General features: G+C 67.9%; 13 protein-coding genes and 4 tRNA genes. 11 read left to right on the top strand and 6 right to left on the bottom strand.

The features are described from left to right. Nucleotides 1-56: 56 nt before the first annotated feature. Nucleotides 57-323, bottom strand: coding sequence for an HIT family protein (locus ACFQ9R_RS03750; RefSeq protein WP_378988727.1), 267 nt, complete (start codon nt 321-323; stop codon nt 57-59). Between the two features lie 622 nt (nt 324-945). Beyond that, nucleotides 946-1,020: transfer RNA gene (locus ACFQ9R_RS03745), tRNA-Val, on the bottom strand. Between the two features lie 406 nt (nt 1,021-1,426). Here ACFQ9R_RS03745 and ACFQ9R_RS03740 point away from each other — a divergent pair. The 5 genes from ACFQ9R_RS03740 (at nt 1,427) to ACFQ9R_RS03720 (ending at nt 4,185) form a co-directional block, all read left to right on the top strand. Further along, nucleotides 1,427-1,498 (top strand) — tRNA-Gly (locus tag ACFQ9R_RS03740). 40 nt (nt 1,499-1,538) lie between these two features. Continuing rightward, a tRNA-Cys gene (locus ACFQ9R_RS03735) sits at nt 1,539-1,609 on the top strand. A 1-nt stretch (nt 1,610) separates the two neighbouring features. Continuing rightward, nucleotides 1,611-1,685 (top strand) — tRNA-Val (locus tag ACFQ9R_RS03730). Between the two features lie 180 nt (nt 1,686-1,865). Next, on the top strand, nt 1,866-2,939 hold the full coding sequence (mraY, locus tag ACFQ9R_RS03725) for a phospho-N-acetylmuramoyl-pentapeptide-transferase (protein ID WP_378658313.1): 1,074 nt from the start codon (nt 1,866-1,868) through the stop codon (nt 2,937-2,939). Between the two features lie 52 nt (nt 2,940-2,991). Beyond that, nucleotides 2,992-4,185 carry a hypothetical protein gene (locus tag ACFQ9R_RS03720; RefSeq protein WP_378988725.1) on the top strand — a complete coding sequence of 398 codons (1,194 nt, stop codon included), beginning with the start codon at nt 2,992-2,994 and terminating at the stop codon, nt 4,183-4,185. Here the strand turns inward: ACFQ9R_RS03720 and ACFQ9R_RS03715 are convergent. Then, the gene (locus ACFQ9R_RS03715; RefSeq protein WP_378988723.1) at nt 4,151-5,104 is read right to left on the bottom strand and encodes a hypothetical protein; all 954 of its coding nucleotides are present in this window, start codon (nt 5,102-5,104) and stop codon (nt 4,151-4,153) included. The genes ACFQ9R_RS03720 and ACFQ9R_RS03715 overlap by 35 nt on opposite strands. Nucleotides 5,105-5,478: 374 nt before the next feature. On the opposite strand from ACFQ9R_RS03715, the gene ACFQ9R_RS03710 reads away from it, so the two are divergent. After that, entirely contained in the window at nt 5,479-7,509 is a 2,031-nt protein-coding gene (locus ACFQ9R_RS03710) for a hypothetical protein (protein WP_378988721.1), read from the top strand. 162 nt (nt 7,510-7,671) lie between these two features. Here the strand turns inward: ACFQ9R_RS03710 and ACFQ9R_RS03705 are convergent, their stop codons facing one another. Both ACFQ9R_RS03705 and ACFQ9R_RS03700 read right to left on the bottom strand, forming a co-directional pair. Beyond that, nucleotides 7,672-8,616, bottom strand: coding sequence for a LysR family transcriptional regulator (locus tag ACFQ9R_RS03705; protein WP_378988719.1), 945 nt, complete (start codon nt 8,614-8,616; stop codon nt 7,672-7,674). Nucleotides 8,617-8,679: 63 nt separating this feature from the next. Beyond that, nucleotides 8,680-10,188 carry a flavin-containing monooxygenase gene (locus ACFQ9R_RS03700; protein ID WP_378988717.1) on the bottom strand — a complete coding sequence of 503 codons (1,509 nt, stop codon included), beginning with the start codon at nt 10,186-10,188 and terminating at the stop codon, nt 8,680-8,682. Between the two features lie 152 nt (nt 10,189-10,340). Between ACFQ9R_RS03700 and ACFQ9R_RS03695 the strand changes: the two genes are divergently transcribed. Further along, a complete protein-coding gene (locus tag ACFQ9R_RS03695) occupies nt 10,341-10,880 on the top strand; it encodes a GNAT family N-acetyltransferase (RefSeq protein WP_378988715.1) in 540 nt (179 codons plus the stop codon). Nucleotides 10,881-10,892: 12 nt separating this feature from the next. Here the strand turns inward: ACFQ9R_RS03695 and zapE are convergent, their stop codons facing one another. Then, the gene (zapE, locus tag ACFQ9R_RS03690; RefSeq protein WP_378988713.1) at nt 10,893-11,912 is read right to left on the bottom strand and encodes a cell division protein ZapE; all 1,020 of its coding nucleotides are present in this window, start codon (nt 11,910-11,912) and stop codon (nt 10,893-10,895) included. A gap of 35 nt (nt 11,913-11,947) precedes the next feature. Between zapE and ACFQ9R_RS03685 the strand changes: the two genes are divergently transcribed. The 4 genes from ACFQ9R_RS03685 (at nt 11,948) to msrB (ending at nt 16,200) form a co-directional block, all read left to right on the top strand. Then, nucleotides 11,948-12,709, top strand: a complete 762-nt coding sequence (locus ACFQ9R_RS03685; RefSeq protein WP_378988710.1) for a pyrimidine reductase family protein — start codon at nt 11,948-11,950, stop codon at nt 12,707-12,709. Nucleotides 12,710-12,741: 32 nt separating this feature from the next. Beyond that, nucleotides 12,742-14,295, top strand: coding sequence for an alpha/beta hydrolase (locus tag ACFQ9R_RS03680; protein WP_378988708.1), 1,554 nt, complete (start codon nt 12,742-12,744; stop codon nt 14,293-14,295). A gap of 84 nt (nt 14,296-14,379) precedes the next feature. Further along, nucleotides 14,380-15,711: a glycosyltransferase family 87 protein gene (locus ACFQ9R_RS03675; RefSeq protein WP_378988706.1), complete on the top strand. Its 1,332-nt coding sequence runs from the start codon at nt 14,380-14,382 to the stop codon at nt 15,709-15,711. Nucleotides 15,712-15,771: 60 nt separating this feature from the next. Continuing rightward, nucleotides 15,772-16,200, top strand: coding sequence for a peptide-methionine (R)-S-oxide reductase MsrB (gene msrB / locus ACFQ9R_RS03670; RefSeq protein WP_378626732.1), 429 nt, complete (start codon nt 15,772-15,774; stop codon nt 16,198-16,200).

Here is a 16,200-nt window from a genome sequence, read left to right as displayed (position 1 = left end):
AACACGCAGAGACGTTCATTGAGCGTGATCGGCCTGGACCCGGTCAATGTAGGCATCTACACCCGGTACACCAGAGCCATCAACTGGAGATAGGCGTCCTCGGCGAGATCCCTCACCACGTGCTCATGATGGATCTTCGGAGCCACGAGCACGTGTCCCAGCACGGTCGGATACTTGCACAGAAACGCGATGTCGTTCTCGGTCTCGGCAACCACCTCGTGCCATCCGTCGCTCCCCGGGCCGGCGGCCACCTCGCAGATAAAGCAGGAGCTCGACTGAACTCGATGCACATATGCCACCACATCGAACGGAATACGTTGCATACCAAACGATTCTGCCGACTCAGCTAGGACGCTGCCACTCCCGGCTGAACCGCGCGGCAGTCACCTCGAACTGAGCATGCCGACTGCCGTCGTCCATCCACTCTTCGGCTGCCTAATACCGGCGTCAAAGCCCGATCCCGGCCGGCCCAGCCGGCCGAAGCGCGACTTATTGCCGGTCCGCGGGCAACGACCCTGCTCGTATTGCACGAAATCGGCCGGCCAACACGAAAGACGTACCCGTCCATCCATGATGCATAGTCCCAGTTGGTTTCAAGCCAGCAGGCCCAGGAAGACCTGCGACAGCACGTCGAGTCGGCGTGCCGACGCTCGACGGAGGGTTCCGAGAAGCAGATCCGGATAGCAATCGAAGACATCAACGCAGCGATGTGGCCATTCCGCCACGCGATTGAGCTGATTTGCGCCAGTTCGTCGGCTGAAGCTACCGAGCTTTATGCACCGCGCGGAGCGGGCAGACGAAGGCGATTGTGACGGGCAACACTTCTCGTCGGGCTTGTCGAGCACGATCGGCTACCCCGCCAGTCAGCGTCGAAGCCCCCGAAACTGAACGCTATTGCACGTATATTACACGGCCATCGCCAAAAAGACTCCGACCTGCACTTTCTGGTGGTCCCAGCTGGTTTCGAACCAGCGACCTTCCGCGTGTGAGGCGGACGCTCTCCCGCTGAGCTATGGGACCGAACACTTGTCGGGCGAGTTTTGAGCCGCTCGAACGAGATGGAACATTAGCACGGGGGGCCGGGATGACACCAAATCGCCTTGTGAAGCGGGGTTTCGGAGAGAGGAACCTCGCTGGTGTCGATGCCCGCGCTCGCGCGCGTGTACGCGCGGGCGGTCGATCGATGGTCCGCACACTCGACGCTCGGGCGGTATCATGGCTAGATGCGCATATCTATGTTTCAGAATGTGATCATCAGGGTCGCTGGGCGGCGCGGCTCGATGTGGGCGACATGCGTGTAATTCATATTTAGGGCGGTTTACCAGGCGATTTGTAGTCTGCGTCGAACGTCGGCTAATGTTCTCCTCGCACCGCAGAGAGCAGCAAAGCCGCCAGGCCGAGCCGCTCCCCTAAGTGTGAAGTAAATGCGGATGTGGCGCAGTGGTAGCGCATCACCTTGCCAAGGTGAGGGTCGCGAGTTCGAATCTCGTCATCCGCTCGAGAGGTAGGTAAGGCACTAGCCCCATCCTCCTTTGTACGGTGGAGTGGCCGAGTGGTGAGGCAACGGCCTGCAAAGCCGTGCACACGGGTTCGATTCCCGTCTCCACCTCGCGCGATTAGCTCAGCGGGAGAGCGCTTCCCTGACACGGAAGAGGTCACTGGTTCAATCCCAGTATCGCGCACCACCGTACCGAGTCAGGCCCCCTTTCGAGGGGGCCTGACTTGTTTGCGTTACCGGTCCACCGTACCGAGCCTGTAACCCAGATCACTCTCGGCACGGATTCCCGGTGAGCTCCCCTAGTATCGGCACACGGCATCGCCGGGCGGGTCCGGTGCGGGGACCTGCGGCATGGAGGGGCAATCGAGTGAGGCAGATCCTGTTATCGGCGGGGATCGCTCTTGTCGTCACCATCACGCTCACGCCGGGGCTGATCCGGGTCTTCGCGCGGCGAGGGTTCGGGCAGGAGATCCGGATCGACGGACCTGCCAGTCATCAGGCCAAACGCGGAACGCCGACGATGGGTGGGCTGGCGATCGGGGCCGGGGTGTGGGCCGGGTATCTCGGGTCGCATCTGATCGGGTTGCTGTGGGACGCACCGGGGCCGAGCGCGTCGGGCGTGCTGGTGCTACTCCTGGCGTCGGCGCTGGGTGTGGTGGGTTTCCTCGACGACTCCATCAAGCTGCGCAAGCACCGCAACCTCGGGTTGACCGCGGCGGGCAAATACATCGGGCAGATCGGCGCCGCGGTGGTGTTCGCTGTGCTCGTGCTGCGGTTCCCCGGCGCCACGGGGCTCACGCCCGCCGGTCGCAACCTGTCCTATGTCCGCGACATCAACACCATCACCTTCGCGTCGCTGTTCTTCGTGGCATTCATCGTGTTGCTGGTGGTCGCGTGGTCGAACGCGGTGAACATCACCGACGGTCTCGACGGACTCGCGGCCGGGTCGATGAGCCTCACGCTCGGCGCGTACGTGGTGATCACGCTGTGGCAGTACGACAACTCGTGCGAGATCAGTCCCGGACGCGCCTGCTACACGGTGCGCGATCCGCTCGACCTGGCGATGGTCAGTGCCGCGGGGGCGGCGGCGTGCATCGGTTTCCTGTGGTGGAACGCGGCGCCGGCCAAGATCTTCATGGGCGACACCGGGTCGCTCGGCCTCGGCGGGCTGCTGGCCGGGCTGTCGATCACCAGCCGCACCGAACTGCTGGCCGTGGTGATCGGGGCGCTGTTCGTCGCCGAGATCATGTCGGTGGTGTTGCAGATCGTGGTGTTCCGCACGACGCATACGCGGCTGTTCCGGATGGCGCCGTTCCATCATCACTTCGAACTCAACAACTGGCCCGAGACCGCGGTGATCATCCGGTTCTGGGTGCTGGCCGGGATCGCGTCGGCGACGGGGCTGTGCCTGTTCTACAGCGAGTACCTGACCTCGCTCTAGTTGTCGGGGCCTGCGGCTACGCTGACTCGATCGAGCGAGGGAGGTCGCCGCTGTGAGTGCCGAGATCGTCAAGCCACCGGGTCACGATATCGCCGCCGACGTCTCGTTCGAGCTCGAGGAGCTCGACGATCTGGTCGGCGAACTGCTCACCGACCATGCCGAACGCGCCGCCCGCGACGCGCGGATCGTCGCGCTGCGCCTCGGGATCGGAGGGCAGCGCCCGGAGACCCTCACCCGGATCGGCGCCCGCTACGACCTTGCCCGCGACAGGGTCCGCCAGCTGTACGCCAAAGCGGTCGGCCGGATCGTGCGCGACGCCGCCCGCGCCGGGCACCGGTCGGCGCAGGTGTTCGCGCACCGCTATCCGGTCGAGGCAGGTGATCTGCGCCTGGTGCGCATGCTGCTGGCCGAGACCTACGCGACCGATACCGACCTGGTGGCCATGGAATGGTCCTACCTCAAGCTCCGGCTGGCCGGACACGAACCGGGCGACGCCAAGCGGGTGGCCGGCTACGTGATGCAACGAATCCTGGGCTGGCAGAAGAAGACTGCCAGCATCTTGGCCAAGCTACAGGTGCCGGCGGACGGCGCCGACGATCTGTGGGCGCTGCTGGCCGACGTGGAGTGGGCGACCGGATCGCCGGCCCCGCTGCCCACGGAGTCGGCGCGCGTGGCAGACGGTGACGACGACGGCCGCGGCCGGTTCTACTTGGCGAAAGCAGGCCGCGACGTCGCCTACGACTCGGCCATGGCGGCCCGGCTACTGCGAACCCTCGATGCAGACCCGGCGGTCGCGGCGTTCCAGGAAGAACCGACCGCACTGACCTATCGCTTCGCCGACGAAGACCAGGTGCACTATCCGGCCGTGGCCGCACAGCTCACCGACGGCCGCGCGATGCTCATCGACGTGGTTCCGCTGGGCCGCACAGCCTTCCACCACAACCGGATCCAGAGCGAACTCGGCCGCGCCTACGCACGCGAGCACGGCTGGGGCTGGCTCGTCTGGACCGGGAGCGCGATCGGTACACCCCAGCTCGAAGCTCGCCCGGTCGACGCCTCGATCGAGCAACGCCTGGCCTCCGACCTGGACCAGGGCCCCTACGATCGACAGGCGCTGGCCACGGTCAGCGCGGACACCGGCCTCGACCTCCTCGACCTTGCCGGCCTCGTGCTCCGCAACGACTGGCAGTGGGACCGGTTGCCGATGCGGCTCAGCGCATCACCATCGCGCCGACCATCACGGTGAGGACCAGCAGCATCGCGCAGCAGGTGAGCCACTGCCACTGATCCAGGGTGCGATCCATCCGGCCGATGCTCGCGCGCAGGCTCGCCGCGACGCGCTGCTGGGCGAGGAGTTCGCTGCGCAGTCCGGCCATGGTGATGGCTTCGGCGTCGGCGTTCACCCCGGCCCGATCGATCCGGTTGTGCAGGCGGCCGACCAGTCGCTGCTTGTCGCGCACGGCCTGGCGCGAGACCGCCAGCTCCACCCGCTGATCGCGCAACTCGGTGCGCTGATGCTCGATCATCGCGGCCTGTGCCGCGGTGTGCCGTTCCCAGGTGCCCACGTCGGACCACCCTCCTGTCGTGAGATCCGCGTGCCCCCAGTGCATTGCGCCGGACACCCAGTCTTCGAGAAAATCACGCAACTCGGTACCGCCGCCGGCCGGGGCGGCGAAACCGGTCTTGCCCGCGGCGAGCATGCCCTGGTCGATGCGGTAATCGGCGGCCGCGGGCGCGAAATCGGCGATGCCGACCGCGGGGACCAGCGGCACCCAGAAACCCTGCGGGCACACCCACAGCACATCGTCGATTCCGGCCGCCTGCAGGCGTTTCCGGTGTGCGCGGGCCGCGGTGATGTCGAGCGGGCCGCTGCGCACCTCGACCACGCAGCGCCGGTCGCCGCGGCGCCAGTAGATATCGACGGGGATATCGCCGATCTGTGCGTCGACCTCGGCCTCATCGGCGCCCGCCGCCGTGAGCCTGCCGCAGATCCAGTGCTCGAGACGCTGCGTATTCCATTGGGTCGCCGCACATTCGGGGCAACCACAGCCATAGCCGGTGCGTTCGGTGACGGCGCGGCGGCTGCCCTCGGAAATCCCCAGTTCGTCGAGCAGCGCTCGACGTCCACACGCCACCTGGGTCTCGCTCAGCCGCTTCGTCCTCACACCATCACTCCCTCACCAAGGGACCTGTCGTAGGCTCACGCGCACGTCCTGGACATCAGGTTCCCGCAGCCATCGAAAAGGCGCCAGCCCCCTTGACCCGCGTTCGGGTGCGTCATCGCCTGGTGATTGAGGTCACAAACGCGACTCTGCTTGTATATCAAGCCATTTCATTGTGCCAACGTCGCACGAAGACGCCTAATTCTTGATCATTTCGATACACAGACCCGGCCTGTTGCGTGTCCGTTTCATCCTGATTGAGAATCAGTTCGGCGCGTCGCGGAAGCGGTCACGACAACGCGTGCTGTTGCTCCGGTGGATATGATCGCTGCGGCCGAGGCGGGCACGCTCGGGCGACCACGGGAAGTAGGGTGTGCATGAACCACGCTGAGCACGACGAGTCCATCGGGTCGATGCTGGCGAGTATCGCCACGGCGCTGCGCGAAGTCAGCGACAAGCTCGATATCGTCGCCGCGCGGGTCCAGCTCGATGTACCCACCTTCCCGGTCGACGAGGATCTGCCCGACCACACCCGGATCAGGCGGCTGGAATCCTGGGCATTTCGTGCGTCACAGGACATTTCACGCCTGAGTTCCCGGCTCGACGCCCTCGACAACGACGGTGAGCCCGATTCCGGCCGTCCGGCGCGGAGCACGCCCAGCCGTCGCGAAATTCGCGAAGCCGCGGAGGCCGCCGAACGCGCGGCCGACGGACTCGACGACCACCGAGCGGCCCCCGAGTCATTACCACCTCATCGGGACCGCGATACCGACAGCTCCCGGCCCCCGCTCGAACGCCGCAACTCCCCTGTCCGGCCGGCCACCGATCACCTCGGCGACCCCACCGCGCTGGCCGCGACGCCGATCCCGCGCACGGCCCAGGCCGAGGCGGCGCCCCTGGGTCAACCGGCGTCGTTCGATACCGACTCGATCGCCGCGGTCGGTGGCAACGCGGCCGCCGGCGAACCGTCCGGTCGCCGACCCGCGCCCGTGCGGCTCAGCAGTACCGACGAGCGGGTCTCGGCGGGCAATGGGACCTCGACGAACGGAATCAACGGCACCGCGAAGGGTCTGGCCGGCGACATCGCGTCCACCCGAAACGGCACACCGGTGCCCGCCGTGATCGGCACGGTGCTGACGGCACCGGTCGTCGACCACGCGGCAGAAGCGAGTGCGCCGACAGCTTCGAAGCCCACCGCGACGGTGCTCTCCGAGGATCGCCTGTCCACGTCGGGTGTCGACAACAGCACGCCGTCCTCCGCAACCAACGACCCACTACCCGGGAGCGCGGAGGTGAGCGCCCTCGTGCGGGAGAGCGGCCCCAACGGGTTCGGGCTCGGTTCCGGTGCGATGAAGCACGTTCCGAGCTCGCCGGTCGACGACCGGTCGGCGCGGCAGGCGCCCGGAGATCCGCAGACGGCGGAGATCAGCCCCGATGCCGTGATCGAGCGGGCTCGCCCGGTGAAGAAGCCGACGGAGAGCTCGGCCACAGCAGACGGCAGACCGAGCGTTGCGTCGCCGGAGAAGCTGTCCACCAACGGGAACGGTGTCGCGCGGCCCGCGCCGACCGAACCCGTCTCTGCTGCCGAGGACCACCTGTCGTCGGGATTCACCGGCGAGCGATCCGCGACGCCGCCGAATGGCAAGCCGGTCAATGGATTCGAGTCCCACATCCCGCCGGCAGCTGAAGTCCGCCCGGACACCTCGGTGGATGCACAGCCCGCGGGCAACACCGCCAACGGCATCCACTGGTCATTCACCGAGGAACCGGCGCCGCCCTCGCCGGCCCCGGACCGAAACGGACACGCCCGCAACGGCTTCACCACCGACTCCGCGCGCCGTGCCGAGTCCCTCTTCGACGATTTCACCCCGCGCGACCGCATGACCACCGGTGAATCATCCGAGCCACCGACCGTCTCCGGGCCGCCCCCACGCCTGACTCCACCGACAGAACTCACCACACAGCCGAACCAGGTGCCGGTGGATTCGGCGCGCACCCCCGGTCCGTCTCACGTCAACGGCGTCGGCCACAGCACCGCGTTCCCGAACGCCGATCGACCGGCGAACACCGCCGCCCTACCCGACCAGGAGCCGCGCAACAACCACGCGACGCTCACCGACCACGATCGTCCGTCCGCGGACTTCGATCCACCGACTCTCGGCCTGCCGACCGGACGCGACGGGTCGGCGAGCAGCCCCGATCCCCTCGAACGCCCGGCCGCCGACCCGGTTCCGCCCACCGCCACCGACTCGGCCGGTATCACCGTCACCGGCACCTACCGCGCCTTCGACATCGAACGCGCCCACGTCGACAAGCTGCAGGCGATGCTGGACGAGCTGAAACGCTCGGCAGGTCTCCCACCGGGCCGCCGCGACGTGTTCGGCCCGCCGACACCGGACGTGGGCTAGACGCACCTTCGTCTCCGCTCGGGACGTGAGCAGCTGAGAAACGAGCTCCCAGGCGAATCGCCTCCTCCGATCCGACTGCGCACCACTGCAACCCATCAGGCGCGCGCGTCCATCTCGCACCGGTCACGTGCGAGCGGCGGACGAATGTTCCGGGGATGTCTGTCAGGCAGGTGTCGCCAGCGGAACCAGACCTGGACCGACCTCCGGCTTCGGAGGTTCGTGCAGGACGGTGCCGATGAGGTCGCGCAGGGCGCGATGACCGGCGTCGGCGGTGTTGCGTGGATGCCACGCCATGGCGACGACGGGGGCCGGTAGCGGCAGCGGGATCTCGAACATCGCCAAGCCGAGCGCGGCGCGTGCGGCGCGGGAAACCAGTTCCGGTGCGGGGCAGATCAATTCGGTCGACGCGAGGGTGAGCAGCGCGGTGGGCAGGTCGGCGACGGTGGCGACCACGCGGCGGGTGCGGCCGTGCAGGGCGAGGCGGTCGTCGATCGGGCCGTGCGTGCGACCGGTGGGTGACACTTCCAGATGGCGTGCCGAGGCGTAGGCGGCGACGGTGGGGCGATCGACGGCGAACGGGTGGTCGGGCGCGGCGACGCCGATCCAGCGGTCGGTGAACAGGCGCTTGACCACCGTTTCCGGGTCGGTCTGCCCGATCATGCCGACCTCGACGTCGACTCGGCCGTCGCGCAGCGCCACCGCACCGTCGGCGGCATCGGCCGCGAGCAGCCGCACGGTTACCCCGGGCAGCTCTGCGTGGACCGCCGCCAGTAGCGGACCGGACAGGCTCGCGCCGACCGAATCACCCACGCGGACAACGAAATCACGATGCCTGCCCGGCCCGTTCCCATCGCGGGCGGTGAGCAACGACCGGCCCTGATCGACCAGGCTCGCCACATCGTGGCGCAATTCGAGGGCCCGCGGCGTTGGCACCATCTGTCTGCCCGAGCGAACGAGCAGCGGATCGCCGAGCACCTCGCGCAGCCGGGTGAGAGTGCGACTCATCGCCGAGGTCGAGGTGTGCAGCCGCCTGGCCGCCTCGGTCACGCTGTTGGTGTCGAGCAGCGCGTCGAGAGCGAGCAGCAGGTTCAGGTCCAGCGCGTCCACGGGAGGATTATCACCAACGCACCGATCGCCGTCGGCGTTGCCGACGGCGATCCGGCGTGTCGGCTACCGCTCCGCTACGGGCGCCGGTGCGGGCGCCACCGGGGCGGCCACCGCGCGATTGCGCAGCACCCCGCGATAGGACGGCGGCCGCACGGGTCGCACCCACTGCGCCAGCCGCGACATCAACGGCAGCGGCGTGCCGAGATCGTCGAGCATCTCGTCGATATTGGCCAGCGAGAACGGGACCACCGAGGCACCGTGCGCGTGGTTGCCCTCACTGCGTTCACGCGACCACTCCAGGCGCGCATCGATCTCGTTGTTCATCAGCTCGGCCATCGGCGGCACGAACCGGCCCGTGAGCAGCCCGGCGATCCAGTGCGCGCCCACCTCGGCGCTGAGGGCGCTCACATTCGAGCTGTTGTAACCGGCGAAGCTCAGATTGGGGATCTCTACCGGCAGGATGTGGCGGTAGAGCCGGAAATCGCTCACGTCGTCGGTGAGGGCGCGCCGCACGAACGGGGTGAGGAACGGCACCTCCTGCCGGTATCCGGTGGCGCAGAGGACGATCTCGGCCAGTTTCAGGCTGCCGTCGGCCAGACGCACCGCGGGTCCGTGCGGTCCACCGATCAGTTCGGTGATCTCGGTGTCGCGGTGCACGCTGATCCTGCCCGCCTCGACCTGCTCGGCGAAGCCCTCGGTGGCCAGGCTCGCGCTGCTGGTGCCGATCTCGGAGATCGGGCTCGTCGGTACCAGATCGAGCTCACGCAGCCGCAGCTTGCGCGTCACCCGCTCCTGCAGCAGGTCCATGTTCGACTGGCGCAGCGAGAGACGGTCGAGCAACCGTTCGACGCGGTGCGGGAAGCGGGACGGGAAGTGTGCCTCCCCCGCGCGGGTCAGCAGCAGACGTTCGTAGTCGGCGCCGAAACCGAGCTTGCGCGGCATCTTCCAGGTGAGTCTGCGCGCCACCACGGTGGTCTCGTCGGCGATGTGGCTGACGGCCTCGGCCACATCGCACGCGGACTTGCCGTAGCCGAGCACGACCACCGAACGATCACGCGCCTGTTCGACATCGTGGAATTCCGAGACATGGCACAGTCGCCCACCCGCGGCACGGAACGCCGCGGTGCCGGCCAGGTCGGGCATCACCGGGTCGCTGTAGACGCCGTTGGCGACGATCAGGTGATCGCAGGTGGTGCGGTGCACCCCCCTGTGGTCGCGGATCTCGAGCAGCCAGCCGCTGTCGACCGGGTCGGCCGCCACCACCTCGGTGCCCAGGCGCAGGTGCGGGCCGAGGCCGAACTCGTGCACGTATCCGGCCAGGTAGGCCTGCATCTGCTGGCCGTCGGGCCAGCGGGGGAAATCCTCGGGCATCGGGTGATCGCTGAACGCGTACGTGGATTTGCTGTTCTGCGCGCGAAGTCCCGGATACCGGCGGGTGGCACTCCACACACCGCCGACGTCGGGGGCCCGGTCGAAGACTTCGACCGGGAACCCCGCCTGACTCAATACCTTCGCGCAGGCCAAACCCGCCACTCCCGCACCGACGATCCCGATGCGGCTACCGCTCGTCATGCGCAGGAGACTACTCGGACCAGTAGGTGAGGTGCCACCGCGCTGGACAGCCCACAGTCGGTGGGACAGTGCCCGACCCAGCCGTGGTGCCGCCGCGCTGTCGCGATCCACAGTCGCGCCGCGGCCGGGGTGACCCGTGCTGTACTGGAAGGATGACCAACAGTTCCGTCGTCGTCGACCGAGCCGGACTCTGGGACGCCGAGGCGCTCAGCGATGTGGCCGCCGCGACATTTCCGCTCGCCTGCCCGCCCGAGGCCACCGTGGGCGATATCGAGATCTTCCTCGAGCAGATGCTGTCGGGCGAGCGCTTCGGCGAATACTTGTCCGACCCGACCAGGACCGTGCTCAAGGCCGTCGAGGGCGACGAGATCGTCGGCTACGCCATGCTCATCGCGGGCAGGCCGAGCGACCCCGACGTCGCCGCGCAGGTGAGCGCGGGCGAGGTGGTCGAGCTGAGCAAGATGTATGTCCTGCCCGGGCACCACGGCAGCGGCGTCGCCGCGGCATTGATGGACGCCGTGGTCGACACCGCGCGCGACTCGGGCGCCGAGACGGTGTGGCTGGGGGTCAACCAGGCCAACGAGCGCGCGCAGAAGTTCTACGCCAAGCACGGCTTTCGGCAGGTGGGCACCAAGACGTTCGTGGTCGGCAACCAGCTGCACTCCGATTTCGTCTTCGAACGCGCGCTCTGACCGGCTGTGGGGTCAGGCGGCCGCGGCCTCGAAGCGCGAGAGCGCGAGCAGACGTGAGATCGCGCGCAGGTACTTCTTGCGGTAGCCGCCGTCGAGCATCTCCTTCGAGAAGATCTCGTCGAGCTTGACGCCCGAAACCGTCACCGGGATGCTCGCGTCGTAGAGGCGGTCGGCCAGTACGACCACGCGCAGCGCGACGGCCTGATCGGTCACGGTGTGCACGTCGGAGATGAACACCGAGGCCACGCCCTGGATCAGCGCGCCGAACTTGGACGGGTGCAGCGTACTCAGATGCTTCAGCAGCACGTCGAATTCGTCGAGCGTGGAACCCGGGGTGGTCGCGGCACGCTCGACGAGCACGTCGTTCGAGGTGGGTTCCGGCGCGGGCGGCAGGTCGCGGTGCCGGTAGTCGGGCCCGTCGACGCGCACCGGATCGAAGATCGAACCGAGCTTCTTGATCTCACGCAGGAAGTCCGATGCCGCGAAACGCCCCTCGCCCAGCTGGCCGGGCAGCGTGTTCGACGTCGCCACGATGGAGACGCCACGGGCCGACAGCTCGGTGAGCAGTCGCGAAACCAGCATCGTGTCGCCCGGATCGTCGAGTTCGAACTCGTCGATGCACAGCACGCTGTTGGCCGAGAGCCGCTCGACGGCGTTGTTGAAGCCCAGTGCGCCGACCAGGTTGGTGACCTCGCCGAAGGTGCCGAACGACTTGGGCGCCGGGGAGCTGTGGAAGATCGAGGCGAGCAGGTGGGTCTTGCCGACGCCGAAGCCGCCGTCGAGATACAGGCCGGCGCCCGAGACGGCCTTCTTCTTGCCGAAGAGGCTCTTCTTCGAGGCGGCCTTGTGGATTTTCGCCACCTGACCTGCGAATTCCTCCGCCTTGGCTACCGCGGCCGCTTGGCTCGGTTCCTTGGGGTCGGGGATGTAGGAGGCGAAGCTGACCTCGTCGAACATGGGCGGGGGCACCATCTGCGCGACGAGTTGGTCGGCCGGGACCTCCGGATGGCGATCGACAAGGCGTTCTTGCATGGACAAATCGTACGGACGTGGTTGCATCGATCCCTATGCAGCGTATCCACAATGTGACCCAGCTCGCAGACCTCGACGCCGACGCACTGGCCAGGTGCTATGCCTACCCACGGCATCTGGACGGTCCGTGGGTACGGGCGAACTTCGTCAGCAGCATCGATGGCGCGTTCACCGTCGACGGTGTTTCGGCAGGCTTGGGCACCGAGGCGGACAAGACAGTGTTCACGGTCCTGCGTGAACTGGCCGACGTGATCGTGATCGGCGCGGGCACCCTGCGCGCGGAGAACTACGGCGGCGCGCACCCCGACCCGCAACGGCGCATCGCGCACCATCGGCACGGGATCGGTGGTCACCCCGACGGCACCCCGCCACCGATCGCGGTGGTCACCGCGACCGCCAAGCTCGATCCGGGGTCGAAGTTCTTCACCGACGCCGAGGTGCCGCCGCTGATCGTCACCACCAGCCACGCGGACCCGAAGCAGGTCAGTGCGCTCGAGGACGCGGGCGCGCAGATAGTGGTCGCCGGTGAGGCCGCGATCATGCCCGCCGCGCTGATCCGGGTGTTCGCCGAGCGCGGTCTGCACCGGGTGCTGTGTGAAGGCGGACCGCATCTTTTCGGGCAGCTGGCCGAGGCCGGCCTGGTCGACGAGCTCTGCCTGACCACCGCCCCGATGCTGGTCGGGGGCGCGGGCGGGCGAATCTCGCTGTCGGCGAGCACTTTCGACCTGCCGATGGCACGCAAGCAGCTGGTGCTCGCCGAGGACGGCACCGTCGCGGCCCGTTGGGCCCGTCGATGAAACCTGGCGCCGAACCTGGCAGTGTGTAGCGCATGCGTTGGACTCGGGCCGCGGCAACGGCCGCGACACTGTCGATCATGCTCGCGGGCTGTGGGGCCGGGCCGTCGGATCGGCCTGTCGTCGCCGTCGAGCGTCCCGGGGCAGGCGGCGCGCAGACCGAAGCGCCCGCGCCGCAGGACCTGGCCAAGGCCGAGGTGCCCAAAACCGATCTGGCCTGGCGTGATTGCACCGCGGCCACGTTGAGTTCGCTCGACTTCGGCGCCGCTCCGGCGGGTCTGGTCCTCGAGTGCGCCGAGTTCTCGACCCCGATCGATACCGCGGGCACCGTGCTCGGCACGTTCCGGGCCGGCGCCCTGCGCGCTCGCCTGCCGCAGACGCCCACCGATGCGGCCCCGTTGGTGCTCACCTCCGGTTCGGACCGTTCGTCGGCCTCGACGCTGGCCGGTCTGGCGATCGGGCCCAACAGCGCGTTGCTGGCCGCGCAGCCGATCGTCGCGGTGGATCGACGCGGCATCGGCGCCTCCCAGCCCATCGACTGCATTCCGGCGCAGCTGCGCGCGGTGATGACCGACCTCGGACAGACCGGGGTGGGCAGCGCCGATCAGGTCGGCGCCGTCGCGGGCTTCAGCCAGGACGCCACCATCGCCTGCCGCGATTTCCTGCAGCCCTACGAGGGCACGTTCGACGCGCCGCACGCCGCCGACGACATCGAGCAGCTGCGCAAGCAATGGCAGGTCGAGAAGATCAACGTGCTCGGCGCGGGCAACGGCGCCAAGGTGGCCCTGAGCTATGCCCGCCGCTACGGCGACCACCTGGCCCGACTCGTGCTCGACGCCCCCGAACCCGTCGGCGCGGACGCCACCACCATGGCCGAGGCGCGGGTCACCGGCGCCGAAGCGGCCCTCACCGCGTTCGCGCAGCGCTGCAAGGCCGCCAACTGCGCACTCGGCGCCGATCCGCGGGCGGCGATCGTGGCGCTGATGAACAAGGCGAACAGCGGCGGGCTCGGCGAGATCTCGGCCGCTGACCTGTCGACCGCGCTCACCGGTTTCCTGTCCAGTCCCCGCGGCGACCAGGCGAATCGGGTCACCGCCATGGCCGACATCCTCGCCGCCGCCGACCGTGGCGATCGCGGACCGCTGTCGGCGATGGTCGTGCGCGAAGCCGCCGCGATCACCTCCGACGGCGAGTTCGTGAACCGGTGCACCGACAGCCAGCAGCCCCCGACCGCGGACAAGGCCCGTGAACTCAGCGAGACGTGGGCGAGCAAATATCCGGTATTCGGGCGGAATGCCGCCATCGGGCTGATGGTCTGCTCGGCCTGGCCGGTCTCCACCGCGGCGCCGCTGCCGACGAAACTCGACTTGCCGGTGCTGGTGTTCGCCGGTGCCGCCGATCCGATCGTCGGCGGGGCGGCCGCCTCGGTGACCGGTGCGCTCGGCTCGGCGGGCGCTCGGCATGCCACGATGACCTGGCAGGGCTGGGGCCATCCGGTCGTCACCCACTCCGGGTGCGCGCAGAAGGCCGTCAACGACTACCTCGCCGAGGGGAAACTGCCCGCCGACGGCGGTGCCTGCCCGGCCTGATCGGGCCGGGGCAACCATCCGGTTCCGGCGCGTCATACGGGTCCGGCGACACCATCGCAACCCGATTCGGTGTACCGTGCCCCAGTGTTGTTCCGACAGCTCGAGCCCCGTACCGCTCGCACCTCCGCCGAGGTGATCAAGTTCGCGCTCTGGCCCTTCGCGGTCATGATGGTGCTGAACCGCGTCTTCATCAAGGCGATCAACGGTTTCGTCACCGACGACTACCGGCCTGTGTACAACGCCTCGTTCGAGTTCCTGAACGGCAGGCCGCTGTACACCGCCGACTTCTCGTCGGTCGACCCGCACTATCTCTACTATCCGAGTGGAACGCTGCTGATCGCGCCGGTCGCGATCATCGACTACGAGCTGTCACGCTGGCTGTTCATCGGGCTCAACGCTGTGGCGATTCTGCTCGCCTGGTATCTGCTGCTGCGCCTGTTCAAGTTCGGTCTGGGCTCCATCGCCGCGCCCGCGCTGCTGCTGGCGATGTTCGCTTCCGAGACGGTGACCAATACGTTGGTCTTCACCAACGTCAACGGCTGCCTGCTGCTGGCCGAGTTGGCGTTCATCACGCTGCTGCTGGCGCGCCGGGACCTCTGGGCAGGCGTGGCGCTGGGATTGAGCATCGCGGTGAAACCGACGCTGGCGCCGTTACTGCTGGTCGCAGCCGTTCGCGGCCAGTGGAAGGTGTTCATCACCGCGCTCGGTGTGCCGCTGGTGCTCACCGCGATCGCCTGGCCGCTGTCGGCGGACCCCGAGAAGTTCTTCACGCACGTGATGCCCTATCTGGCGGAGACCCGCGACTACTTCAACAGTTCGGTGGGTGGCAACGGGCTCTACTACGGATTGCCCGAATGGTTGATCCTGCTGGTCAAGGTCCTGATGGCCGGTGTGGTCGCGGTATCGCTGTGGCTGCTGTGGCGCTACTACCGCCACGACGAACTGTTCTTCGTCACCACGTTCTCCGGGGTGTTGCTCACCGCGTGGTTCCTGCTGCCGTCGCTGGGCCAGATGTACTACTCCATGATGGTCTTCCCGTTCCTGATGACCGTGGTACTGCGCAATTCCGTCCTGCGTAACTGGCCCGCGTGGCTGGCGATCTTCGGGTTCATGACCTACGACAAGTGGCTCTCCGATCGCTGGCAGGGCGTCGGCCGCAATCTCGAATACCTGCGGGTGACCTTCGGGTGGGGCCTGCTGCTCATCGTCGTGTTCTGCGTGCTCGGCGACCGGTATCTGGCGGCGCGTCGCGAGGGCAGGCTGCAGTTCGGAATCGACCCGACGTGGATCGAGAGTGCGCCCGATTCGCGGGACGGCACCGATGAGCCCGCGCCCGTCGCACCGGTCGAGGACACTGCGCCGCCCCGCGAGGATCCGGTGGCGCCGGTCGAGGATCGCGAGCCCGCGCTCAAGTAGTTACCGGCCGGTGACGCACCGCTCACGGCGCGCACCGGCCGAAACCATTAGCGTGGAGCCATGAGTTCCGATACTTCGTTGCCCACGCCGCGCATCCAGCTGACGCCGCAGCAATGGCGGGCGAAACTGGATCCCGAGGAATACGCGGTCCTGCGCGAGGCCGCCACCGAGCGTCCGTTCATCGGCGAATACACCGACACCAAGACCGAGGGCGTCTACACCTGTCGTGCCTGCGACGCCGAATTGTTCCGCAGCACAGAGAAATTCGACTCGCACTGCGGGTGGCCGTCGTTCTTCGATCCCGCCGATTCCGACGCGGTGATCCTCAAGCCCGACGACACCCTGGGGATGCGCCGGGTCGAGGTGGTCTGCGCGAACTGCCACAGCCACCTCGGGCATGTCTTCGAAGGCGAGGGCTACCCGACGCCCACCGACCAGCGCTACTGCATCAACTCGATCTCGTTGCGCCTGAAGCCCGCCGCCGAATAG

Source organism: Nocardia sp. NPDC056541 (assembly GCF_042794235.1).
Taxonomy (GTDB): Bacteria; Actinomycetota; Actinomycetes; order Mycobacteriales; family Mycobacteriaceae; genus Nocardia.
The sequence above is the reverse complement of the archived record's forward strand: the minus strand, read 5'-3'. Positions and strand labels throughout refer to the sequence as shown.